General features: G+C 74.0%; 19 protein-coding genes and 1 pseudogene. 10 read left to right on the top strand and 10 right to left on the bottom strand.

What is annotated here, in order from left to right; genetic code table 11:
- Positions 1-21: 21 nt before the first annotated feature.
- Positions 22-801 carry an enoyl-CoA hydratase gene (locus tag ACFYUY_RS01015; protein WP_387896863.1) on the top strand — a complete coding sequence of 260 codons (780 nt, stop codon included), beginning with the start codon at positions 22-24 and terminating at the stop codon, positions 799-801.
- A 199-nt stretch (positions 802-1,000) separates the two neighbouring features.
- Here the strand turns inward: ACFYUY_RS01015 and ACFYUY_RS01010 are convergent, their stop codons facing one another.
- Complete coding sequence (locus tag ACFYUY_RS01010; RefSeq protein WP_387896861.1) at positions 1,001-2,815, bottom strand: NAD-binding protein; 1,815 nt, start codon at positions 2,813-2,815, stop codon at positions 1,001-1,003.
- Positions 2,816-3,002: 187 nt separating this feature from the next.
- Between ACFYUY_RS01010 and ACFYUY_RS01005 the strand changes: the two genes are divergently transcribed.
- On the top strand, positions 3,003-3,602 hold the full coding sequence (locus tag ACFYUY_RS01005; RefSeq protein WP_360205222.1) for a DUF308 domain-containing protein: 600 nt from the start codon (positions 3,003-3,005) through the stop codon (positions 3,600-3,602).
- A 149-nt stretch (positions 3,603-3,751) separates the two neighbouring features.
- Here the strand turns inward: ACFYUY_RS01005 and ACFYUY_RS01000 are convergent.
- The 3 genes and pseudogenes from ACFYUY_RS01000 to ACFYUY_RS00990 all read right to left on the bottom strand — a co-directional run.
- A pseudogene (locus tag ACFYUY_RS01000) lies at positions 3,752-4,105 on the bottom strand (transposase); the annotation flags it as partial.
- An 18-nt stretch (positions 4,106-4,123) separates the two neighbouring features.
- Positions 4,124-4,918, bottom strand: coding sequence for an IS630 family transposase (locus ACFYUY_RS00995; RefSeq protein WP_387896859.1), 795 nt, complete (start codon positions 4,916-4,918; stop codon positions 4,124-4,126).
- 89 nt (positions 4,919-5,007) lie between these two features.
- Positions 5,008-5,568 carry a TetR/AcrR family transcriptional regulator gene (locus ACFYUY_RS00990; RefSeq protein WP_033824400.1) on the bottom strand — a complete coding sequence of 187 codons (561 nt, stop codon included), beginning with the start codon at positions 5,566-5,568 and terminating at the stop codon, positions 5,008-5,010.
- Between the two features lie 111 nt (positions 5,569-5,679).
- On the opposite strand from ACFYUY_RS00990, the gene ACFYUY_RS00985 reads away from it, so the two are divergent.
- From ACFYUY_RS00985 to ACFYUY_RS00975, 3 genes are all read left to right on the top strand, one after another.
- Positions 5,680-6,366 carry an SDR family oxidoreductase gene (locus ACFYUY_RS00985; RefSeq protein WP_033824401.1) on the top strand — a complete coding sequence of 229 codons (687 nt, stop codon included), beginning with the start codon at positions 5,680-5,682 and terminating at the stop codon, positions 6,364-6,366.
- Between the two features lie 131 nt (positions 6,367-6,497).
- Positions 6,498-7,502, top strand: coding sequence for an NADP-dependent oxidoreductase (locus ACFYUY_RS00980; RefSeq protein WP_387896857.1), 1,005 nt, complete (start codon positions 6,498-6,500; stop codon positions 7,500-7,502).
- Positions 7,503-7,736: 234 nt separating this feature from the next.
- Entirely contained in the window at positions 7,737-8,618 is an 882-nt protein-coding gene (locus ACFYUY_RS00975) for an alpha/beta fold hydrolase (RefSeq protein WP_033824403.1), read from the top strand.
- Positions 8,619-8,818: 200 nt separating this feature from the next.
- Here ACFYUY_RS00975 and ACFYUY_RS00970 read toward each other — a convergent pair whose 3' ends face one another.
- Both ACFYUY_RS00970 and ACFYUY_RS00965 read right to left on the bottom strand, forming a co-directional pair.
- A complete protein-coding gene (locus ACFYUY_RS00970) occupies positions 8,819-9,454 on the bottom strand; it encodes a DUF6461 domain-containing protein (protein ID WP_387896854.1) in 636 nt (211 codons plus the stop codon).
- A 150-nt stretch (positions 9,455-9,604) separates the two neighbouring features.
- On the bottom strand, positions 9,605-11,140 hold the full coding sequence (locus ACFYUY_RS00965; RefSeq protein ID WP_387896852.1) for a CoA transferase: 1,536 nt from the start codon (positions 11,138-11,140) through the stop codon (positions 9,605-9,607).
- A gap of 315 nt (positions 11,141-11,455) precedes the next feature.
- Between ACFYUY_RS00965 and ACFYUY_RS00960 the strand changes: the two genes are divergently transcribed.
- Entirely contained in the window at positions 11,456-11,797 is a 342-nt protein-coding gene (locus ACFYUY_RS00960) for a DUF5713 family protein (RefSeq protein WP_360205213.1), read from the top strand.
- Positions 11,798-11,819: 22 nt separating this feature from the next.
- Here ACFYUY_RS00960 and ACFYUY_RS00955 read toward each other — a convergent pair whose 3' ends face one another.
- The gene (locus ACFYUY_RS00955) at positions 11,820-13,079 is read right to left on the bottom strand and encodes a cytochrome P450 (RefSeq protein ID WP_360205211.1); all 1,260 of its coding nucleotides are present in this window, start codon (positions 13,077-13,079) and stop codon (positions 11,820-11,822) included.
- 342 nt (positions 13,080-13,421) lie between these two features.
- Between ACFYUY_RS00955 and ACFYUY_RS00950 the strand changes: the two genes are divergently transcribed.
- Entirely contained in the window at positions 13,422-14,294 is an 873-nt protein-coding gene (locus ACFYUY_RS00950; protein WP_387896850.1) for a hypothetical protein, read from the top strand.
- 264 nt (positions 14,295-14,558) lie between these two features.
- On the opposite strand, the gene ACFYUY_RS00945 is transcribed toward ACFYUY_RS00950, so the two are convergent.
- The gene (locus ACFYUY_RS00945) at positions 14,559-14,828 is read right to left on the bottom strand and encodes a zf-HC2 domain-containing protein (protein WP_387896848.1); all 270 of its coding nucleotides are present in this window, start codon (positions 14,826-14,828) and stop codon (positions 14,559-14,561) included.
- 55 nt (positions 14,829-14,883) lie between these two features.
- Here ACFYUY_RS00945 and ACFYUY_RS00940 point away from each other — a divergent pair, with 55 nt between their 5' ends.
- The 3 genes from ACFYUY_RS00940 (at position 14,884) to ACFYUY_RS00930 (ending at position 17,528) form a co-directional block, all read left to right on the top strand.
- On the top strand, positions 14,884-15,447 hold the full coding sequence (locus tag ACFYUY_RS00940) for a sigma-70 family RNA polymerase sigma factor (protein ID WP_387896847.1): 564 nt from the start codon (positions 14,884-14,886) through the stop codon (positions 15,445-15,447).
- Between the two features lie 169 nt (positions 15,448-15,616).
- A complete protein-coding gene (locus ACFYUY_RS00935; RefSeq protein ID WP_360205201.1) occupies positions 15,617-16,426 on the top strand; it encodes a helical backbone metal receptor in 810 nt (269 codons plus the stop codon).
- 49 nt (positions 16,427-16,475) lie between these two features.
- On the top strand, positions 16,476-17,528 hold the full coding sequence (locus ACFYUY_RS00930) for a transglycosylase SLT domain-containing protein (protein ID WP_387896846.1): 1,053 nt from the start codon (positions 16,476-16,478) through the stop codon (positions 17,526-17,528).
- A gap of 93 nt (positions 17,529-17,621) precedes the next feature.
- Here ACFYUY_RS00930 and ACFYUY_RS00925 read toward each other — a convergent pair whose 3' ends face one another.
- Complete coding sequence (locus ACFYUY_RS00925; RefSeq protein ID WP_387896845.1) at positions 17,622-19,925, bottom strand: hypothetical protein; 2,304 nt, start codon at positions 19,923-19,925, stop codon at positions 17,622-17,624.
- 205 nt (positions 19,926-20,130) lie between these two features.
- A complete protein-coding gene (locus ACFYUY_RS00920) occupies positions 20,131-21,720 on the bottom strand; it encodes a lipase maturation factor family protein (protein ID WP_360205460.1) in 1,590 nt (529 codons plus the stop codon).
- Between the last annotated feature and the right edge of the window lie 363 nt (positions 21,721-22,083).

Genomic DNA, 22,083 nt, shown 5'->3' with positions numbered 1-22,083 from the left:
GCGGAATGGGAGTCAACGGCGATGACCGAGACCTACGAGACGATCCTGGTCGAGCGCAAGGACCGGGTCGGGCTGATCACGCTCAACCGGCCGAAGGCGCTCAACGCGCTGAACACCCAGCTGATGAACGAGGTGGTCGCGGCCGCCACCGCCTTCGACCGGGACCCGGAGATCGGCTGTCTGGTGATCACCGGCTCGGAGAAGGCCTTCGCGGCCGGCGCCGACATCAAGGAGATGCAGGGAAACCGGTTCCCGGACGTCTACCTGGACGACTGGCTGGGCCCGTGGGACCGCCTCGGTGCGCTGCGCAAGCCGGTCGTGGCGGCGGTGGCCGGGTTCGCGCTGGGCGGCGGCTGCGAGCTGGCGATGCTCTGCGACATCCTGCTGGCGGCCGACACCGCGAAGTTCGGGCAGCCGGAGATCAAGCTCGGGGTGATCCCGGGCATCGGCGGCTCGCAGCGGCTCACCCGGGCCGTCGGCAAGGCCAAGGCGATGGAGCTGTGCCTGACCGGCCGGATGATGGGCGCCGAGGAGGCCGAGCGGGCCGGCCTGGTCTCCCGGATCGTCCCCGCGGACCAGCTGCTGGCCGAGGCCCTCGCCACCGCCGAGACCGTCGCCGCGATGTCCGCCCCCGCGGCGGTCATGATGAAGGAGAGCGTCAACCGCGCCTTCGAGACCACCCTGGCGGAGGGCGTGCGCTTCGAGCGCCGGATGTTCCACGCGGCGTTCGCCACCGCCGACCAGAAGGAGGGCATGGCCGCCTTCGCCGAGAAGCGCCCGCCGTCCTTCACCAACCGCTGACAGCCGACGGCGAACAGATCACAGCTGACAGATTTCGTCATCTGAAATCTGTCAGCTGACATCTGTCACTCGACATCTGTCACTCGTCATCTGTCGGGTGTCACCCCACCCGTCAGGTGCCATCCGCCGGTCGTCTGACGCCGGCCCGCTCGGACCGCCCCGGACGCCGCCCCGGACGCCGCCCGGGCGGCGCCGCCCCTCACCTCTCCTCCACCAGTGCGGTGTTGAGGCGGGCGAGCCCGCTGCGGGTGGCGGCGACGACGATCCGGTCGCCCGGGGCGAGGCGGCGGGTACGGTCCGGGAAGTTCCACTGGAGCTGCGCGCTGCGGGCGAGCCGGACGGCGATCACCCGGACGCCCCCCGGGTCCTCCAGGTCGTGCCGGTTCATCCCGATCAGCCCGCTGCCGTCCTCGACCGTCAGCTCGGCGATCAGCAGCACGTGCCGGAACACCGACAGCATCCCGCGCACCTCGCGCCCCATCAGGGCCGCCGCGAAGGCGGGCGCGGCCAGGTAGGAGACCGACCGCGAGGCCGCGTTGTCCAGCGTGGCGTAGAAGTGCCCGGCGAAGTCGTCGTCGAACAGCCGCACCACCACCCGGACTTCTGGGTTCCCGTGGCGCGCCTCCAGGGCCGCCTCCAGGTTGGTGGCGTCGTCGCCGCTGACCGCGACCAGCGCCCGGCTGTGCTTCAGCCGGGCCCGGCGCAGCTGCTCCTCGAACGGCCCGTCGCCCAGCACCACCGGGATCCCGAGGGCCCGGACGGCGGCGATCCCGCGCGCCTGCGGGTCGCGCTCCATGCAGACCACCGGTACGCCCAGCTCGTGGAGTTGCGCCGCGACGCGGGTGCCGACGTTGCCGAGACCGACGACGATCACGTGGTCCCGGGTGCCTGCGCCGGGGTTGCGGGGCTGCCCGCGGCGCCCGGAGCCGAGCACCTCGACCGCGATGGCGGTGGCGACCGGCGCGAAGGTGATCCCGCAGATGGTGATCACCACCTGGGCGACCCGCTGCCAGAGGCCTCCCGTCCCCGTCCCGGCGGCGAGGTCGGCGGGCTGGTCGGGCTGGGCGGCGCCCGCGAGGTCGAGCAGCGAGACGTAGACCGTCCAGCCGAAGTCCCGGTTGAGGTACCAGAGGACCCCGAAGGCCATCAGCACCGCGGCGAGGGCGGTGAGCAGCACCAGCCGCATCCGGGCACTGGTGAAGAAGCGCATCGTGTCGAGGAGCCGCCAGCGCAGCCGCCGTGCCCAGCCGATCGGCTCCCGGGGTTCGATGCGCAGCGCTTGGAGGGCGGCCACGCCGCCCGGTTCCTCCTCCGCTCCGTTCCCCGACTCAGGTTCGCGGCGGACGCCGCCGGGGCGGACGGGACCGTCGTCGCCGAACTCCGTGGCGAGGCGGACGAAGTCGGCGGAGTCACCGCGCTGTTCGGGCAGCAGCCGGATCCTGCCGAGGTCCTGGCGGTCGATGTGGTCGGCCACCACGCAGATCCGGTCGGAGGTGACGGCGTCGTCGAAGGCGATGTGCAGGAAGCGTCCGCCGACCTCGACCGAGTGGGGCCGGCCGAGCGCCGCCGCGGCGAAGGCGGGTGCGGCGGTGGCGGAGCCGGAGAGCGCGGCGCCGTTCCTGAGCAGCCGTTCGATGTTCTCGCCGAGGCGCTGGTTGAACATCCGCAGGACGATCCGGATGTCCGGGTTGTGGCCCTGGGCGCTGAGCGCGGCGTGGATGTTGTCCTGGTCGCTGCCCTCGACGAGGGCGAGGCCGCGGGCCGTCTCGACGGACACCGCGCGCAGCGCCTCGTCGGTGATGCCGGCGAACTCGACGACGGCCGCGACGCCGGGCACCTCCTCGATCTGCGGTGCGTGGTCACGGGTCCGGTCGGCGACCAGCACCACGACCGGGACCTCGTAGTGCTCGACGAGCTCCAGGACCAGCCGGTGCGCCAGCGCATTGCCCCCGCAGACGATGTAGTGCTGGTTGATCGGCTCGACCGGAGGGGTCCCCCACCCTTCAGAAGTCATACCGCAGGACGATATCGACGGCGGGTGTCCGGAGGGTGTCGTTCCGGCGACCGGAGGACCATCAGTCGAACATCCGTACCGACCCGGGGTCGTCGCCCGGACGGCCGCACCCGGCGCGCCGTGCTCCGGCGACCGGGCCACGCTGGGCTTCGTCCCCTGCCCGTTCCCGGCCCGAGGAGTCGCCACCGTGGTCCCCCCGATCATCACCCCCGAAGGTTCCCCGGTCCAGGGACCGCTCGGCCTGCTCGCCAAGGCCGCCTGGCAGGTCCTGCTGGTCGCCGGGCTCGTCTCGCTCGGCCTCGGGGTCATCGTCTTCGCCTGGCCGGAACAGACCCTGCGGGTGGTGGGCGTGCTGTTCGGCCTCTACCTGCTGGTCATCGGCATCGTGCAGCTGGTCGCCGCGTTCGGCACCCACGCGACCACCGCGATGCGGGTGCTGGCCTTCATCAGCGGGGCGATCTGCGTCCTGCTGGGGTTGCTCTGCTTCCGCAGCGCGGCGGAGTCGCTGCTGCTGCTGGCGCTCTGGATCGGCATCGGCTGGCTGTTCCGGGGCATCACCCAGCTGTTCGCGGCGATCTCCGACCCGCTGATGCCGGCCCGTGGCTGGCAGGCCTTCGCGGGCGTGGCCAACACCGTGGCCGGCGTGCTGCTGATGGTCTGGCCGGTGGGCTCGATCACCGCGCTGACCGTGCTGGCGGGTTGCTGGCTGCTGATCCTGGGGCTGATCGAGATCGTGACGGCCGTGCGGGTGCGCGGTCAGGCCAAGCAGATCCCCGCCGGGGTCTGACGGGCTCACCGGCCCGGCCGCGGGGCCCCGGGGTGCCCCGCGCACCGTCGGGCGCCCCGGGCCCCCGTCCCCTCGGTTGGCGGTCGCGAATACGGCTACCGCTACCGCTACGGCTAAGTGGTCGGCGTCGCAATTCCTTCGGGGGTTGGTCAGGTTGTGAGGGCTGTGGAGGATTCTTCTGGGTGATCGGCGGCATGTCGGTCGAGCCTGGCCAGTAAATCGTTCAGGTCGGAGGTGGTGAACTTCCACTGGAACGGCTGTGCCGTGGCGTTGTAGCGGTCTTCGAATGCTCGGAGCCGGTCCGAGACCTGCTTCAGGTCGGTGAAGTCGCTGGGTGAGACGACCTTGCGTTGGACGACGGAGAAGAAGATCTCCACCTGGTTCAACCAGGAGGCGTGGACGGGGGTGTGGACGAGCACGGCGGTCGGGTGGGCCGATGCCAGCCGGTCGGCGGCTTTTCGGCCGCGGTGGGAGGAGCCGTTGTCCACGACCCAGAACACGCGCTTCGCGCTAGCGTACGGCTACTGGCTCATGACCTGGTTGACCAGGGCCATGAAGGGGGAGATGCCAGTGGTTGGCTCGCAGCGGCCGAAGACCTTCGCGTGGTGGACGTCGTAGGCGGCGAGATAGGCCAGGGCCCCGCCGCGGCCGTAGGTGTGGTTCACCCGCATCGTCCTGGCCTGCCCGGGGGCCAGGGTGGGGTGACAGCGGCAGCGGGCCTGGACTGAGGTTTTCTCGTCGGCACTGATCACGTACTCGTCCGCACTGAGCGCCTCGCCCTGCCAGGTGCGGGCGTACAGGTCAAGGAGGCGCTCGGCTTTGGGGCGGAAGGCGGGGTCGGTGATGAAGATCCAGGACTGGTACTGCCAGGGCTTGAGCGCGTCCTGCTTGAGAAAGCGCCGCACGGTGGAGGCGGAGATTGTGCCGACGATGGCCCGGGCGACCGCCTTGCGCGCCAGTTCCGGGGCCGACCAGCGTGCGAGCGGTGTGCCGCTCTCGGCGGGCAACTGGCAGGCGAGGGCCTTGACCTGGGCAGCCTGCAGCGGCGTGAAGGAGGCGGGACGGCCGGACCGCTTGAGGTCGCCGAGGGCGGGCAGCCGAGATGCGGCGAAGCGGCCGCGCCACGTACGGACGGTGTCCAGGTGCAGCCCGGTCTCACGGGCGATGCGGGCGTTGGACCGGCCCCGGGCCGCGTGCAGCACGACGTGGGCGCGCTGCCGGATCCGGTGCTCGGTCCTGTGGCCGTAGGCCATTTTCTTCAACCGCTGCCGCTCGGAGGCGGTCAGGGTTATCGGGCAGGCCGAGGGAACGGGCAAGGCAGGCAGGCCGATCGCGAGAAGTGGATGACGGTAGGTCGACGGCACGCGCCCTTCCTGCGCGGTGCCGCCCTGTACCGCGTCTTTGGTCAGTTGGTGGCCGTCAGTGCCTCGCGTGCGGTGGTGAGGATCTTCTCGGAGAGTGGGGAGCCCTTGGTGGCGCGGGACAGGATGAGTGCGCCGAGCATGGTGCAGAGCCGGGTGATGCCGTCCTGGTCCTCGGTGGCGAGCCAGTCGGCGAAGTCGCCGACTCCCTGGGTGTAGACGCGGCGGGCCTCGCCGTCTGCGCCGTCGCGGGCCATGTCGCCGGCGAGTGCGGCGGCGGGGCAGCCGTCCGCGGCGCTGTCGCGGTGCTCGGTGGAGAGGTAGGCGTCGATCAGCGCCCGCTGGGCGGCGTCGCGCTGTCCGGCGTACTGGTCGAGGCCGTCCTTGTGGTGGCGGGCGAGTTCGGCGAAGGCGTGGGCGGTGGCTTCGTCGACGAGTGCCTCCTTGGAGGTGAACTGCTTGTAGAAGCCGCCGTGGGTCAGGCCGGAGGCCTTCATGAGGTCGGCGACGCTGACGTGGGTGCCCTGTTCCCGAAAGAGCCGGGAGGCGGTCTCCACGACCCGTCGGCGGTTGTCCCGTGCCTGTGCCTGCGATACGCGGCCCATCGGTCACCCTCCCAGTTGGATGTCGAGTCGAATCTATTCTAGACTCCAGTTTAGATGTTGGATGAAATCTATCGTGGCGATCAGCTGCCGCCCACTACGTCGGGAGTGCTCATGGAACTGAAGAACGCGGTCGCGGTGGTCACTGGCGCCAACCGGGGACTCGGGCGGCATCTTGCCGCCCAGCTCGTGGAGCGCGGGGCCAAGGTGTACGCGGCGGCCCGCCGCCCCGAGACGGTGGACCTTCCGGGCGTCGTCCCGCTGCGGCTGGACGTTACCGACGCGGAGTCGATCCGGGCGGCGGCCCGCATCGCCGCCGACGCGACGCTGCTGGTCAACAACGCGGGCATCTCCACCGGAACGCCGCTGATCGCGGGCAGCCCGGACGCGGTGCGCTTGGAAATGGAGGTGAACTTCTTCGGCCCTCTCGCCGTGACGCGGGCTTTCGCCCCGGTCATCGAGTCCAACGGCGGCGGCGGCGTGCTCAACGTGCTGTCGGTCCTGTCCTGGCTGCACCCGGCCGGCCTCGGCGCATACGCTGCGGCGAAGGCGGCGGCATGGGCGCTGACCGGCGCGGTCCGAGAGGAACTGGCGCCCCGCGGCATAACGGTGACGGCGCTGCACGTCGGGTACATGGACACCGACATGGCCGCCGGCGTTCCCGCCGACCAGAAGGCAAACCCCGCCGAGGTCGCCACCCAGGCCCTGTCCGCCGTGGAGGCGGGCCTGCCCGAGGTCCTCGCCGACGAGACCACCCGGTACGTCAAGCAGAGCCTGGCCACGTCGCCGAACGCGGCGTGAGAAGCACTCCGCCGCATCGGCGTGGGGCGCCGTGAACCAGCAGTGACTAGCAGAAAGTGGCTCGTACCGGGGCAGGCCCGGAAGCGAGCGGAGATCGCGTTCGGGTACGGACGGGACACGGAGACGGAGAGATGAAGACCTACCTGATCGAGAAGTACGGCGACCAGTCGGCGGTGCACGCCGCCGAGCTGCCCGATCCGCAGCCGGGTCCCGAGGATGTCCTGGTCGAGGTCCACGCGGCGAGCGTCAACCCGCTGGACTTCAAGATCCGCGACGGCGCCTTCAAGAGGATCCTGCCGTACCGCCTTCCGCTCGTCCTGGGCAACGACCTCGCCGGAGTGGTGGTCCGGGTCGGCTCGTCGGTCACCCGCTTCGCGGTGGGCGACGAGGTCTACGCCCGGCCCGACAAGGATCGCATCGGCACCTTCGCCGAACTCATCGCCGTCCACCAGGACGACCTGGCCCCCAAACCCGCCGTCCTCACCATGGCGCAGGCCGCCTCCCTCCCGCTGGTCGCCCTCACCTCCTGGCAGGCGCTGGTAGAGAAGGCGCAGGTCCGGCCGGGCCAGAAAGTCCTGATCCACGCGGGCTCCGGCGGAGTGGGCACCATCGCCCTCCAGCTGGCCAGGCACCTGGGCGCACATGTGGCCACCACCGCGAGCGCGGCCAACGCCGACCTGGTCAAGGAACTCGGCGCGGACGTGGTCATCGACTACCGCGCCCAGGACTTCGAGCAGCTCCTGGACGGCTACGACGTCGTCCTGGACACCCTCGGCGGCGAGACCCTGGAGAAGTCGCTGCGGGTCCTTAAGCCTGGCGGGAAGGTCATCAGCATCGCCGGGCCGCCCGACGCGGACTTCGCCCGCGAGCTCGGCGCAAACCCGCTCCTGCGGCAGGCGATGAACGCGCTGAGCTTCAGGACCCGGCGCCGTGCCAAGCGCCACGGCGTCACCTACTCGTTCCTGTTCATGAAGGCCGACGGCGGCCAGCTGCGCGAACTCACCCGGCTCGTCGACGCCGGGCAGATCCACCCCGTCGTCGACCGGGTCTTCCCCTTCGACCGGACCCGCGACGCCATGGAGTACGCCGAGAAGGGCCGCGCGAAGGCCGGCAAAGTCGTCATCGCGATGGAGTGAGGTCTGCCGGCCGGTCCCCGCCTCCACCTGACCGGCCGGCCTCGGCAGACGAGTGGATCCCCCCTCCCCGCCACCACAGGAATCGACCAGAGGTGCACCGCGCGCCCCTCCCACTCATCCGGCCGCCGGCCCCGCGCCCGCAGTCGGAAGACCGGGAAGCCGTCCTGCGCATACCCGCGAGGACGAAGCGGCCGGAGCGAGGCCGCGGTAGATCCGAGACCGAAGGGCACACCCATGAACGACACACATGAAGGTAGCGGCGGCACGGTGATGTCCTACCGGGACGCACCGACCCGCACCGTCACCGCCGACCAAGTGACCTTCGCCTACCGCGACCTCGGCCCCCGGTCCGGCATCCCGGTGATCTTCCTCACCCATCTTGCCGCGGTACTCGACAACTGGGATCCCCGTGTCGTCGACGGCATCGCCGCCAGGCACCGGGTGATCACGTTCGACAACAGGGGCGTCGGCGCGTCCACCGGTTCGACACCCAAGACCATCGAGAAAATGGCCGACGACGCCGTCACCTTCATCCGGGCACTCGAGCTCGACCAGGTGGACATCCTCGGCTTCTCGATGGGCGGGATGGTCGCCCAGGTGATCGCACAGAACGAACCGCAACTCGTTCGCAGGCTGATCCTCGCGGGCACAGGACCCGCCGGTGGCAAGGGTATTAAGAACGTGACCCGGATCTCCCACCTCGACACCCTCCGAGCACTGCTCACCCTCCAAGATCCGAAGCAGTACCTCTTCTTCACCCGTACCGCGAACGGACGCCGGGCCGGCAAGGAGTTCCTGGCCCGGCTGAAGGAGCGAACGCAACACCGGGACAAGGCGATCTCCCCCATCTCCTATCTCTCCCAGCTCAAGGCCATCCACCGATGGGGCCTGCAGGCGCCGGCCGACATGTCCCGCATCCACCAGCCGGTCCTGGTGGCCAACGGCGAGAGCGACCGGATGGTGCCGAGCGAGAACACCCTCGACCTCGCCGCACGACTGCCCCGGGGCGAACTCGTCCCCCTCTACCCGGACGCCGGACACGGCGGGATCTTCCAGTTCCACGACGCGTTCGTGGTGCGCGCCCTCGCATTCCTCGAGGCACGCCCCGACGCCTGACCGCCGATACCACACCCCCGCAGTCCCACGCTGAGCGCACCCGCGACGAGGCGAGCCAGCCTCCGATCAGACGCCCTCCCGCCCACCTGCAGTGCCACCACCCCCGAGAACTCCCTCGGTACCACATGTCGGCCACCCACCACGAGAACGCCGATGCCCAGTCTCGAAGTCAACCCCCGAAGGACTTACGACGCAGACCACTAAGGCCGCGGGGCGTAGCCGATCCGGAACGTCGCGGCCTCCAGCCGCTCCGGGCCGAGCCGGACGTCCGTCAGCCGTTCGGCCAGCGCGAAGGCGGCCTCGGTGTGCAGGTCGTACCGCTCCCCGTCGAGCTGGAAGCCGCAGGCGGTCAGCAGGTCGGGGACGCCGGGGGCCTCCGCGTCCGAGCCGTGCCGCTGGGTCGGGAACAGCGGTTCGAACTGGAGGCGGCAGCCGCCGCGCTCCCACCAGTTGAAGTGGTCCACCGCGTTGACGTTGCGGAAGTGCGAGACCAGCCGGGTGCCGTCCGCGAGCCGGGGGATGACCTCGTGCAGGCTGCCCAGGTACCCGTAGACCTCGACCGCGAGGGCCCAGCCGTCGAGGTCGGTGACGGCGACGAGCAGCCGGTCCTCGTCCTCGTCGAACAGGGCGCCGGCCTCCTCGTCCTCCCCGTCGTCGAAGGCCTCCCAGGCGGCGACCACCGCGTCCAGCCCGGTGACCTCCCGGCCGGGCAGGGCGTCGAAGCGGCGCAGCAGTTCGTCGGCGGTGATCCCCTCGACCTGGGTCAGGCAGTAGGCCTCACCGAGGACGGGGTAGCGCTGGTCGAACCAGGTGTAGTCGGTGGCGTGTGCGGTCATGCCCGGCATGCTGCCAGACGGCGGTGACAGCCGGGACACCCGACCCGGTCGTGGGCCCGGTCGGGGCCAGGCCGGGGCCACCCCGGCCGGGCAACGGGCGCGCCCGGGTGGCCCGGGAGGGCGCGGCGCACCCGGGGGCACCCGGTGACGTCAGAGCCAGACCGGCTCGTCCGTCCCCCAGCGCCCCGGCGGGCGGGCCCAGTCGGTGGGCGCGCCCTCGTAGGCGACCGGCGGCAGGGCGTGGCGCAGCCGTCCGTAGGCGGAGTCCGTCTCGGCCAGCCAGCGCGCCGGGTCGTACGGCGGCGCGGCGGAACTTCCGGCAGCGGTTCCGACCGCCGGACCGACCGCCGGACCGACCGCGGCTCCGGCCACCGGCCCGGCCGCGGCGGCGTCCGCCCCGGGTGCGATGCCGTGGAGCAGCCAGGAGGCGGTGCCGGCGAGGGAGTAGCGCAGGTGGCGGCCGCCGGGCCGGCCGGTGCGCTGGTCGGTGAGGGCGCGCAGGACGCCGGCGGCGATGAGGTAGCCGGTCCCGTGGTCGAGGGCCTGGGCCGGCAGGACACCGGGGTGCCCGCCGGGGCCGGCCTCGTGGGCGGCGATGCCGACACCGGCCTGGACGAGGCTGTCGAAGCCCCGGCGGCCGGACCACGGGCCGGTCCAGCCCCAGGCGCAGAGCTGGGCGAGGACCAGGCCGGGGTGGCGCTGCGCCACGGCTTCGGCGGCGAGGCCGTGTGCGTCCAGGGCGCCCGGCCGGTAGGCGGTGACCAGGACGTCCGCGTCCGCGAGCAGGCCGTCGAAGACCGCGCGGTCGGCACGGTCCGCGAGGTCGAGGCGGGTCGAGCGCTTGCCGAAGCCGGTGTCGGCGTGGGCGTCGTCGGCCTCGGGGATCCCGGGCGGGTCGACCCGCAGGACGTCGGCGCCGAGCAGGGCGAGCGTGCGGGTCGCGACCGGTCCGGCGATGACCCGGGTGAGGTCGAGGACGCGGATCCCGGCGGCGGGCCGGGACACGTCGGCGCCTCCCAGCGGTCGGGGCGGTGCGGAGCCGACCACCCGGTGCTCCACCAGGGGGAGCTCGGCGTCCCGGACCGGCGCGACGGCCACGGCGAGCGCCCCCGCCGCATAGGCCCGCTCCTGGATCCGCTCGGCCGGCAGCCCGCCCAGCACGGCGGCGAGCTGCTCGGGCCCCGCGTCGGCGGGCAGGTCGAGCGCGGCGAGCAGCCGGGCGCGGTGGTGCGGGTAGTTGGCGTGGGTGCGGACCCAGCCGTCGGTGGTGCGCCAGAAACCGGAGTGCGGGGCGAAGCTGACGGGCGTACGGCCGTCGACCGTCAGGTGGCGCTCGCTGACGAAGGCGGTGGCGACGGCGCCCTCGTCCACCCGGACGGCCGGGACGGGGCCGCCGCTTCGGTGGGCGGCGAGTTCGGCGGCGGCCAGCGAGCAGGCGGCCACGGTGGCCCGGGCGAGCCGGCGCACCGGCAGGCCGGAGGGCAGCAGGTCGTCGGGGCCGTGGAAGGAGACCCTCTCCAGCAGGTCGGCCGCACCGCCGAGGGCGGCCCAGGCGTCGGCGGTGGGCCGGTCCGCGGACCCGGCCGGGGCCGGACGGGGTGCAGCCGCGGCCCGGACGGGTTCGGCGGGCTGCGCGTCGGGCCGCGCGGCGGCCCCGCTTCCTGGGGAGGTCGGACGCTCTGTCATGTCCCGCATTGTGCTCCCCTCCCGCGCTCCGCGCCGTGACGCCCGCCACCGCCGTCGGCACCGTCATCGGCGCCCCACCGGGCCTGCGCCGACCGGCGGGTGGGGCCACCCGGACGTCGACCACTGCGGCGGCAACCCGCTGCCGGCCGGGACCCGGGTGCTGGTGCAGGCCGCCGAGCCGGCCACCGCCCGGCGCGGCGGCCACACCACCCGACGCGCCGGAACGACCGTGCCGGACCGGATTGTCGGTGGCGTGGTGCACGATCGGCCCGACGGCCCGCACCCGACCGGGCCCTTACGGGAAGGGGACGCGCCGTGGCGATCACGCACCCGCAGGTGGCGGAGCACGGGTTCCTTCGACAGCTGTACGCGGACGACTACTACCCCGACCACGTCCTCGACCGGGGCAGGGCGGTCCTGCTGCGGCTCTGCGAGCGGATCGAGGCCGAACGGCCGTCCGGCCTGGCGGAGCTGTACGTGCTGACGCAGGCCGCGACCGAGGAGTTCAACCGGCTGGAGGCGGAGTTCGAGGCGGCCGGGAGCGAGATCGAGACGGTCGCCCGGGAGGAGATCGCCGAGGACTTCTGGTTCGTCGCCTCGTCCTACGGCTTCGCGGACGCGGACGTGGAGGAGCTGATCGCCACCCGGGAGTGGTGAGCGGCGGCCCGGGCGGCCGACGTCAGTAGGTGAAGCGAAGCGACCGGACGCGGTGGTCGAAGCTGGACGGGACGAGCTCCGGTTCGCCCACCGAGCGCAGCTCGGGCAGGCGGGTGAACAGCTCGCGGAACAGTGCCTTCATCTCCTGCCGGGCCAGGTGCGCGCCGAGGCAGTAGTGCGGCCCGCCGCCGCCGAACCCCAGGTGCGGGTTGGGCGTGCGGGTGATGTCGAAGACCTCCGGGTCGGGGAAGACCGTCTCGTCCCGGTTGGCCGAGCCGAAGAACAGCGCGACCTTCTCCCCCGCCCGCAGCAGCGGCCCGCCGGGGCCGCCGAGCTCGTGGTCGACGGCGAGCGTCCGGCGGAACTGGACGATCGGCGTCGCGTACCGGACCATCTCGTCGACCGCGCCGCCCAGCCGCCCGTCCAGGTCGGCGAGGAGCAGGGCGCGCTGCTCCGGGTGGACGGTCAGCAGGTGCAGGCCGTGTGCGAGGGCGTTGCGGGTGGTTTCCACCCCGGCGACCAGCAGCAGGGAGAAGAAGGCCCCGAGTTCGCGGCCGGAGAGCCGGCGGCCGTCCACGTCCGCGGTGACCAGCGCCGAGATGAGGTCCTCGGTGGGCCGGCGGCGGCGCTCGCGGCCGATGCCGGCGACCATGCCCTGCATCCGGGCGAGCGCCATCAGCCCGCGCCCCGGCACCCGGATCCGGCGGCGCAGCGGGCGGGCCACCCCCGCGTGCTCGGACGCGTGGTTGACCTGGTCGAGGATCGCCCGGCGCGGCCGCTCCGGGATGCCCATCATGGTGCAGATCACCTGGAAGGGGAGTTCGGCCGCCACCGAGGTGACGAAGTCGCCCGGTTCCTCGGGGCGCCGCCGCTCCAGGTCGTCGACCAGTCGGGCGGCGACCCGGCGGATGTCCTCCTCGACCTGGCCGAGCAGCCGGGGGGTGAAGGCCCGCGAGATGATCCGGCGCAGCTGGGCGTGCCGGGGGTCGTCGAGGTTGACCATCGAGTCGCCGAACAGCACCCGTACCCAGCGGACCGGCTCGGGGATCGTGACGCCCGGACCGCTGAGGAAGACGGCGGGGGTGCGGCTGGCCTCGACGACGTCGGCGTGGCGGACCAGCGCGTGGAAGCCCCGCCCGGTGGCCGGATCGGCGAAGCGGACGGGGGCCGGGCGTCGGCGCAGTTCGGCGAAGGCGGCCGAGCGGGCGGGGGCCGGCAGCTGCCAGAAGCGGGGGTCGGCGAGGTCGACGGCCGGGGCCGCCGAGCCGGTCGAGGTCGCCATGGCCGGGCCTCCTGCTCGTGTGGTGTCGGGTGTCCTTGCGTCGCCCGGGCACCCGCCCGGCGGACACCCTCTGCGCCTGCGTGTGCACATTTAGTGAGCAACCGGGGGGAGATGTCAAACCGCGCTGGTAGTCGTACCGGCGCCGCCGGTCCGGGGCGGGGCCGCGGTGTACCGACAGGGCGGACGAGGCGGGGGGGGTGGGGCCGACGGGGCGGGGGACGGGGCCGATGGCTCCGACGGGGTCGACGGGGTCGAAGGGGTCGACGGCCGGGCATGGTCTCACGGGGCGGAACCGGCCAATACCGGAGGGTGCGGTACGGACCGGGCCCGGCGAATGCGACGATGAGTCCCATCGTGATGACCGACCGGATCCGCCTGCTGCGCGCCGCGGTCTTCGCCGCGCTCTGCGTGGCGCTGGCCGCCGCGGCACACGTCGCCATGGCCGGGGCCGGAGTCTCGCCCCCGGTGCTGGCCGGCGCGTTCGCGGCCGTACTCGGTGTGACCTGGCTGCTCGCCGGCGGGCGGCGCGGGCTCGGGGCGATCAGCGCGTGGATGGTCGCGGCACAGAGCGCGCTGCACCTGGTGTTCGAGCAGGCCGGGGCGCTCGGCCGCGGGAACGCCGGTCTCGGCCGGCTCGCCTCGACGGACTGGGCCGCCCTGCTGCTCTGCAACCCGGAACGGATCCCCGCCGGGCTCTCCCCCGCCGAGCTGGCCCGGATGGCGGGCCTCGATCCGGACGCGCCGCCCGCCGCCGGACTGCACCCGATGACCGGCATGCACCACGCGGCCGGTTCGCTCCCGGCGTCGGCGGCGGCTCCCGCCGCGACCGACGGCATGGCGATGGACATGGCCGGGATGGCGGGCATGCCGGGCCCGTCCGGGGTCTCCCCGGCGCACGGGATGGCGCACGGCATGGCCCACGGGATGTCCCTCGGGATGATCGCCGCCCACGCCCTCGCCGCCCTGGCCTGCGCCCTGCTGCTGTGGCGCGGAGACGCCGCGCTGGTGCGGCTCTTCGACCTGCTCGGCGCGCTCGGGTCGGTCGTCGCGGGCGTCCTGCTGTTCGCACTGCCGGCGCTCTTCGCGCGGCCCTTCGGCTACCGGCCGCCGGCCGCGCCCCGGCCTTCTCACGACCGGGCCCGCCCGCCGAGGTCGGTGCTCCTCACGCACGCCGTGGTGCGGCGCGGCCCGCCGGCCACCGCCCTCGCCTGCTGACGCGCCCGCCGCACTCCTCTCCGCTACGAGGTCTCCGCGACGGGCAGGTCGCCCTGCCGTCCGGTCGCGCCGTTGGCCGCCGCAGCGCCAGGGCCCGGGCCCGCGCCCGTCGTGCCGCCACCCCGACCGGGGTACGGCGCGCCGCGCGGTCGCCCACGGACACCGACGGCACCGCCCAGGGGCGGCCGCCGTTCCCAGCCCTCCCCTCAGGACCTCTCCATGCCCGACCACGACGGCGCACCGGCCTGCCCCGGCGCCACCGTCCTAGCGCTCCGCGGCCTCCGGCCCGTCCGGAGCCTGACCGCCCACCGCCTCCACCGGCCCGAGCCCGCCCAGCAGCCGGGCCGTCCACCCCTGCGACGGACCGTCGGCGGCGCCCGTGCGCACCAGCCCGTGCAGCCGCTCGGCCTGCTCCAGCCACTGCCGGCACCCGGCGCAGCGCGCGACGTGCTTGTCCAGCCGGCCGCCCGGCAGACCGGTCGGCTCGCCGTCGAGCCGGGCCGACAGAGCGGTACGGAACTGCGCGCATCTCATACGACCATCGTCCCGCACGGCGGGGACGGCGCGGCCGACCGGGTCGGAGGACGCCGTGGATGACGAACAGCTCACCGCCCTCGCCCTGACCGCGCGCGCGGGCCGGGCACCCGACGTCGAGGCCTTCGTCCGCGCCACCCAGCGGGACGTCTGGCGGTTCGTCGCCCACCTCACCGACGTGCAGTCCGCCGACGACCTCGCCCAGGAGACCTTCCTGCGCGCGCTGCGCAGCCTGCCCGGGTTCGCCGGCCGCTCCTCGGCCCGCACCTGGTTGCTGTCCATCGCCCGGCGCACGGTCATCGACCGGTACCGGACGGCCGCGGCCCGGCCGCGCTGCGCCGCCCTGCCGGACTGGCAGGAGGCCGCGGAACGACAGGGAGTCGACCCGGCGGGCGGGTTCGAGGACGGCGTGGCGCTCGGCGACCTGCTCGACCGGGTGCCCGCCCAGCGAAGGGAGGCGTTCGTGCTCACCCAGGTGGTCGGCCTGAGCTACGCCGAGGCGGCGGAGGTCGCCGGGTGCCCGATCGGCACCGTCCGCTCCCGGGTCGCCCGCGCCCGGGAGGAGCTGATAGCCCGGCTCCGGGCCGCCGAGAGCGGGGAGCTCGCGGCGGCCTGCTGAGGCAGGGGGGCGGGGCGGGGGCGGGGACGTGTGGGCGGCCGCGCACCGACGCACGGACGACGGGTAACAGATGACAGCAGACAGATGACAGATAACAGATTTCGAAAGCTGTCGTCTGTTATCTGTCATCTGTCATCCGAGTCGCCGCCCCCGGGCATAGGGTGACGGGATGGCCGACCCCACCGTCCCGCGGGACGACCTCGACCTGCCCGTCCCGCTCGGCCCCCGCCCGCCGCGCCGGGTGGTGTCCCTGGTGCCGTCGCTCACCGAGGCGGTCGCCGCCACCGCCCCCGGGCTGCTGGTCGGCGCCACCGACTGGTGCAGCCACCCGGCCGATCTGGCCGTCACCCGGATCGGCGGCACCAAGAACCCGGACGTCCCGGGCGTCCTCGGCCTCGCCCCGGACCTCGTGCTGGCCAACGACGAGGAGAACCGGCGCGCCGACCTGGACGCGCTGCGGGCCGCCGGGGTCCCGGTGTGGGTCACCGACGTCCGTACCCTGGACGACGCCTTCCGCTCGCTCGACCGGATGCTCACCACCGCCTGCGGGCTCCCCCGTCCGGCCTGGCTGGACGAGGCCGAGGCGGCCTGGGCCGCCCCGCTGCGGCGTGCGCCCGGCGGCCCGCGGGCGGTCGTACCGATCTGGCGCCGCCCGTGGATGGTGCTCGGCCGCGACACCTTCGCCGGGGACCTGCTGCACCGCCTCGGCGTCCGGCTCGTCCACGCCGAGCACCCCGAGCGCTACCCGGCCGTACCGCTGCCGGAACTCCTCGCCTGCAGGCCCGACTTGGTCGTCCTGCCGGACGAGCCGTACCGCTTCACGGCGGACGACGGCCCGGAGGCGTTCCCCGGCGTCCCGGCGGCACTGGTCAGCGGGCGTCACCTGACCTGGTACGGACCGTCCCTGGTGACGGCCCCTGCCGTCCTCGCGCGGGCATTGGACCACCCGTTCGTCCGGGGCACGGACGGCCCATCGTAGGATGACCGCCACTCGCCGGGACCGCCGGTGACAAGTGGGGGAACCTCAGATGACAGTCAGCACGTCCCGGCGCGCGCTGGTGATGGTGTCGGCCGCGGCCGTCTCCACCGCCGTGCTGGCCGGCTGCGGCAGCAAGCATGCCGACGACCACCAGAACGCCGCGGCCGGCACCACGGCCGTGGCGGCGACGACCCTGCCGACCGAGACGCCGAGCACCGGCCCGTCCGCGACCGCCACCACGAGCGCGAGCGCGACGCCGACCGCGTCGCCCACGGCGAGCCCCAGCGCCTCGCGCAGCGCGAGCCCGTCCGCGAGCAGGTCGGCCAAGCCCGGTACCACCAGCGCGGCCCCGAGCAGCGCCGCCCCCGGCCAGTCCGCCGCGGCCGCCGCACCCGCCGCGCCCACCACGCAGCCCCCGGTCGCCAAGCCCGTCGTCGCCGCCCCCGTACCGACCGCCAAGCCGGGCCCGGTCGCACCCCCGCCGCCGCCCGCGCCGGCCACGCCGCACGTCCCGCCGCTGCAGAGCGGCTGCCAGCCCTCCAAGCCCCAGCCGGACGAGCCCAAGGACGCCGTGGGCGCCGCCCTGGTCGCCGCGGCCGGGCAGAGCCGCACGCTCAACCTCAGCAGCGGAGGCACCGACAAGCTCCCGCCGCTGCCCGTCGCGCTGGTCAAGGCGATCGCCTGGCAGGAGAGCGGCTGGCAGTCCGGCATCCTCGCCTGCGACGGCGGCATCGGCACCATGCAGATCATGCCGAACACCGTCAGCTGGATGAACAGCAAGTTCGGCACCACGTCCGACCCGAAGACCCTCGCCGGGAACGTCCAGCTCGGCACCCAGCTGCTCGACTGGCTGGTCGCCTACTACGGCGACTCGTCCTTCGGCGGCAAGTACGACCTGTCCCCCGACCCGGCCACCGGCAAGACGCCGCTGCTCGACCTGGTCATCTCCGCGTACAACGCCGGTGCGGGCAACGTGCACTACAACACCGTCACCGACCCGACCACCAACCAGGTGGTCGGCAGTCTGGCCATCCCCAACCCGAGCTACGTGTCCAACGTCAAGGCACTGATGTCCGGGCAGCCGTGGAACAAGGCGGGCTGACCCCCACGGACGACGGAAGGGCCCGGGACGCGACATCCGCGTCCCGGGCCCTTCGTCACGCACCGTCCGAGGCGCGCCGTCCGCTCTCCGGGGTCAGCCCCGCGCGGCGGTCACGGCGGCGCCCAGCGCCTCCTTGATCCGCGGACCGAGGCGGGCGAAGCCCAGCTCCTTCATCGCCGCGCGCAGCAGTTCCTCCTCCGACCGCGTCTCGCCGTCGCCGTCCACCCACCGGACCACGGCGAGCAGCTCGTCGGCCGAGTAGGCGGTCACGGGCCGACCGGGCGTGAAGTCGGGCTTCGCGGGACGGCCGGCGGCGACGGGCGCGGGCTCCGGCTCCAGCTCAGGCTCCGGCTCCTTTACCGGCTCAGCGGCCTGCTCCCGGACCGCCGGCTCCTCCAGGGCGACGGGCTCGGCGGCCTCCTCGACCACGGCAGCGGGGGTCTCGGTCTCGACCTCGACGACCTCGACCTCGGGCTCCTCCACAGCGACCGGCTCGACGGTCTCGTCGACGACCTCGACCTCCGCGGCAACCTCGGCCTCGGTGGCAACCTCGGTGACGACCTCGGCCTCGACGGTCTCAACGACGACGGGCTCCGCGGCGACCTCGGCCTCGGCCTCCTCCACAGCGACCGGCTCGACGGTCTCGTCGACGACCTCGGTCTCAGTGGCAACCTCGGCGACGACCTCGGCCTCGACGGTCTCGTCGACGACGGGCTGCACGGTCACCTCCGCCTCGACCGCAGGCTCCTCGACCGCGACCTCGACGGCGGCCTCGGCCTCGGGCGCCTCGGCAACATCCGCCTCGGCTTCGGCAATCGGGGCGGCTTCCTCGACGGGGTCGACGGTCTCCTCGACCGCCTCCGGCTCGGCAACCGCCTCGGCCTCGACGACCGGCTCGCTCGCGACGACGACCGGCTCCTCGACGGCGGGAGCCTCGGCGACGGCCTCGACCTCCGAAGCCTCCTCGACCGCTTCCTCCACGGGCTCGTCCGTCGCCACCGGCTCCGCGGTCTCCGACTCCTCCAGCGTCTCCGGGACGTCGGGGGCCTCCGCGAGCGCGGCGGTCGCGGCGGCCACCAGGTCGTCGGCAGCCGGGGACGGCGCCGGAAGGGTGACCGCGACGGGCTGGGCCTCCACCGTCACCTCCTCCTCGGCGACCGCCTCGTGGACGTCCGTCTCCTCGGAGGGCTCGGCCTCGACGGCCACCGTCTCCGCAGCCACCTCGGCCTCGGCGTCGGCTTCGGTCGCAACCTCGGCGACAACGTCGGTCGAGGGCTCCTCGACCGTCACCGGAGCCGTGGAGGACTCAGCGGCGTCCGACTCAGCGGTCTCGGGCTCAGCGGACTCGACCGACTCGGCGACCTCCGACCCGGCGACCTCCGACTCGACGGTCCCCGACTCGACGGTGTCCGACTCGACGGTCCCCGCGGCGGTGCCCCCCGCGAGGCCGTCGCGCTGGCCGCCGGCCAGGGCCTGGCGGGCGGCGTAGGCGGCCTCGGCGGCGTAGCGGTCGGCGCGGGTGGCGGCGAGCTCGGAGAGGAGGTCGGCGAGACCGGCGTCCTCGAGGGTGGCGCGCAGCCCGCGGATGGTGGGCAGGCGGTAGAGCGTGCCCTCGTCGGCGGCGAGGCGGTCGACGAGGTCGATCAGCCCGGCGAAGGCCAGCCCGTCGAGGTCGTGGCCGGGCAGCAGCCGGGCGAGCTCGCGCAGGCCGGTGTTGATGGACTCGAAGGTCTGGGCGGTCCGCTCGACGAGCGCGCCGTCGGCGGGTGCGGCCGGGAGGGTGCCGGAGGGGGCGAGGGCGGCCCAGGCGCGGCGCTCGATCTCGGCGGAGGTGAGCGCCTCGTGCAGGTCCTCGCGGCGGACGCGGCGGTCGGTGGCGAGGGCGGTGGCCTGCTTGCGCAGGGAGCGGGCGCGCAGCCACGACAGCTTGACGCCGTTCTCGCGGCGCCAGGCACCGTCGGCGGTGGCGGCGGCGAGGGCGCCGAGGTCGGCGTCGTAGGCGGCCCGGTGGAGGGTGGCGGCGGTCCGGTGCACGCGCTGGAGGAGTTCGACGAGCAGCACGGTCTTGGCGACGGTGTCGGGCTCGTCGAGCTTGGCCTCGGAGGCGAGGGCGGTGACGTCGTCCCAGGTCTGCTGGAGGTCGTGGCCGCGCAGCTCGGCGAGGGCCGTGGAGCCGGCGCGGGCGTCCTCGGGCGTGGCGACGGTGTCGACGGCCGCGTACCAGGCGTGGGTGTCGGCGGTGAGGGTGAAGGCGCCGAGTTCGGCGTAGCGGCCGAGGTCCTCGCGGAGGTCGGGCTCCGCCGTGGTGGCCTTGGCGTCCTGGGGGTCCTTGACGTCTGCGGCGGCGACGTCCGCCGGGTCGGCTGCGTCGGCGTTGCGCGAGTGAAGCACTGTCATGTGAGGTCCGGTTCTGGGCGGCGGCGGCGGGGCTGGCAGCGAGGGGGCGGCGGACCGGTTGCGCGGGGTGCCCCGGGGCGGGGGCGGGGGGGCGCGCGTGCGGGCCGCCGGTTGTGGACGCCCAGAATACGGGTGCCCGTTCGAGCCTTGCACGCACCCACCGCCCGACGGGTCGGTGTCGTATGCCGCACCGCCCGCCTGGCCGCTACCGGGGAGGGCCGCCCGGGTGGCGGGGCGTGGGGCCGGACGGGTGGTCGGGGCCCGGGTGTGCGGTGCCGCCGGAGGGGTCGGCGGCCCGCCGGGCCGGGCGGCGCAGCCGGTCCAGGGGGACGGTTCGGGTACGTCGGCCGAGTGGCGGGCGGTGGCCGGCGCGGCTGAGGGCGGCGAGGTCGACCGGCGCGAGGTACTCGTGGAGGGCGGTCCGGTGCCACCAGGCGCCGGTGCGCCGCAGTTCGCGCCAATCGGTGAACCGGTAGAGGTGGAGGGTCGCCCGGACGTGGGTCGGCGGGGCGTCGGGGAAGGGGTTGTGGCGCAGCAGGCGCAGGGTGGCCGGGTCGCCGGCGAGCAGGCGGGCGACGAAGGGCAGGAACCAGGGGCGGGCGTAGGCGGGCGAGATGGCGGCGAACCACATCAGCCAGTCGAGCCGCAGGTGGTAGGGGGCGTACTGGCGCGGGAGGCGGTGCACGTCACCGGGTTTGCCCTTGAAGCCGTACTCGCGCCACACCGTGCGGGGGGTGGGGTGCGGCTCGTCGGTGCCCTCGATGACGATCTCCTGGCGGATCCGGTTGATGCTGCCGAAGGCGCCGTAGGAGTTGACGAGGTGCAGGCGGTTGAAGGAGCGGTTCATGACCTGGCGGCGGGAGATCAGGTTGCGGACCGGCCAGTAGCTGAGGACGGCGACGGCGACGGTCAGCGCGACCACCAGGGCCTCGAACCAGAGCGGGGCGGCGGGGCGGGGGTGGGTCCCGGCGGGCAGGCCGAGTCGGGAGGGCTCGACGGCGGCGAGGGCGAGCGCGATGGTCAGCCAGTTGAGCCAGGCGAAGTTGCCGGAGGCGATCAGCCACAGCTGGGTGGCGACGACGGCGCAGGCGGCGTAGGTCGCGACCGGTTGCGGGAGGAGGAGGCAGAGCGGGACGAGGAGTTGGACGACGTGGTTGGCGCCCGCCTCGATCCGGTGCAGCGGGTCGGGCAGGTGGTGGAAGAACCAGCTGAGCGGTCCGGGCATGGGCTGGGTCTCGTGGTGGTAGCGCAGGCAGGTGAGGTCGCGCCAGCAGCTGTCGCCGCGCAGTTTGATCAGTCCGGCGCCGAACTCGACGCGGAGGACCAGCCAGCGCATCAGCCAGAGCACCAGGGCGGGCGGGGCGGTGTCGGCGTTGCCGAGGAAGGCGGCGAGGAAGCCGGCCTCGAGCAGCAGCGATTCCCAGCCGAAGGAGTACCAGGTCTGTCCGACGTTGACGATGGAGAGGTAGAGGGACCACAGCACCGCCCACAGCAGGACGGAGGCCCAGAGCGGGACGGCGTCACCGAGTCCGGCGGTGACGGCGGCGGCGAGTGCGGCTCCGCCGAGGGCGACGGCGGCGAAGAAGCGGTCGCTGTAGTGGAGGTGGAAGATCCCGGGCGCGTGGCGGAAGGGGACGCGGGCGGTGAACCGGGGCACCGGCAGCATGCCGTCGGTGCCGATGAGGGGGCGGAACTGGGCGGCGGCGGCGAGGAACCCGGTCAGGTAGAGGGCGGCGATCAGTCGCTGGACGAGCAGCCGGCTGAGCCAGTAGTCGGGGGCGGCGAACCAGTCCATGCGGCCCATGCCTACCACCGGCGGCCGTCGGGCGGGCGCCGGCCGGGGGCGGGCGGTGGGCGGTTCACCCGCTCGGGCCCGGCGTCGGGGGCCGGGGCCGGGGCCGGCGCGGGTGCCGGGACAGTCGGCCCACGGCGGGTGGCCGGAGGCAGGTGGCCCGAGGCGGGCGGCCCCGGCTCGGCGGCCGGAGCCCGTCCGGCCGTCCGGTGGTGCGCGAACTCCGGCGCGCCGGGGGCGGGGTGTCCGCAACGGCACCGTGGCGGGGAGCCTCTCCTCGGGGGTGAGAGGCGCCCCGCCACGGTGGTGGACGGTGCCCGCCGGCGCGGTGCGCTGTGCGCCGGGCGGTCTGTGGTGGTGACGGTG

Origin of the sequence: Kitasatospora sp. NPDC004745, from assembly GCF_042873275.1 — a bacterium.
Taxonomy (GTDB): Bacteria; Actinomycetota; Actinomycetes; order Streptomycetales; family Streptomycetaceae; genus Kitasatospora.
The sequence above is the reverse complement of the archived record's forward strand: the minus strand, read 5'-3'. Positions and strand labels throughout refer to the sequence as shown.

Bases quoted from the DNA above. Each gene is read 5' to 3' on its own strand.
- ACFYUY_RS01015 (WP_387896863.1), top strand. From the start codon at position 22: ATGACCGAGACCTACGAGACGATCCTGGTCGAGCGCAAGGACCGGGTC.
- ACFYUY_RS01010 (WP_387896861.1), bottom strand. From the start codon at position 2,815: ATGACTTCTGAAGGGTGGGGGACCCCTCCGGTCGAGCCGATCAACCAG.
- ACFYUY_RS00990 (WP_033824400.1), bottom strand. From the start codon at position 5,568: ATGGGCCGCGTATCGCAGGCACAGGCACGGGACAACCGCCGACGGGTC.
- ACFYUY_RS00985 (WP_033824401.1), top strand. From the start codon at position 5,680: ATGGAACTGAAGAACGCGGTCGCGGTGGTCACTGGCGCCAACCGGGGA.
- ACFYUY_RS00980 (WP_387896857.1), top strand. From the start codon at position 6,498: ATGAAGACCTACCTGATCGAGAAGTACGGCGACCAGTCGGCGGTGCAC.
- ACFYUY_RS00975 (WP_033824403.1), top strand. From the start codon at position 7,737: ATGAACGACACACATGAAGGTAGCGGCGGCACGGTGATGTCCTACCGG.
- ACFYUY_RS00970 (WP_387896854.1), bottom strand. From the start codon at position 9,454: ATGACCGCACACGCCACCGACTACACCTGGTTCGACCAGCGCTACCCC.
- ACFYUY_RS00965 (WP_387896852.1), bottom strand. From the start codon at position 11,140: ATGACAGAGCGTCCGACCTCCCCAGGAAGCGGGGCCGCCGCGCGGCCC.
- ACFYUY_RS00955 (WP_360205211.1), bottom strand. From the start codon at position 13,079: ATGGCGACCTCGACCGGCTCGGCGGCCCCGGCCGTCGACCTCGCCGAC.
- ACFYUY_RS00950 (WP_387896850.1), top strand. From the start codon at position 13,422: ATGAGTCCCATCGTGATGACCGACCGGATCCGCCTGCTGCGCGCCGCG.
- ACFYUY_RS00945 (WP_387896848.1), bottom strand. From the start codon at position 14,828: ATGAGATGCGCGCAGTTCCGTACCGCTCTGTCGGCCCGGCTCGACGGC.
- ACFYUY_RS00935 (WP_360205201.1), top strand. From the start codon at position 15,617: ATGGCCGACCCCACCGTCCCGCGGGACGACCTCGACCTGCCCGTCCCG.
- ACFYUY_RS00930 (WP_387896846.1), top strand. From the start codon at position 16,476: ATGACAGTCAGCACGTCCCGGCGCGCGCTGGTGATGGTGTCGGCCGCG.
- ACFYUY_RS00925 (WP_387896845.1), bottom strand. From the start codon at position 19,925: ATGACAGTGCTTCACTCGCGCAACGCCGACGCAGCCGACCCGGCGGAC.
- ACFYUY_RS00920 (WP_360205460.1), bottom strand. From the start codon at position 21,720: ATGGACTGGTTCGCCGCCCCCGACTACTGGCTCAGCCGGCTGCTCGTC.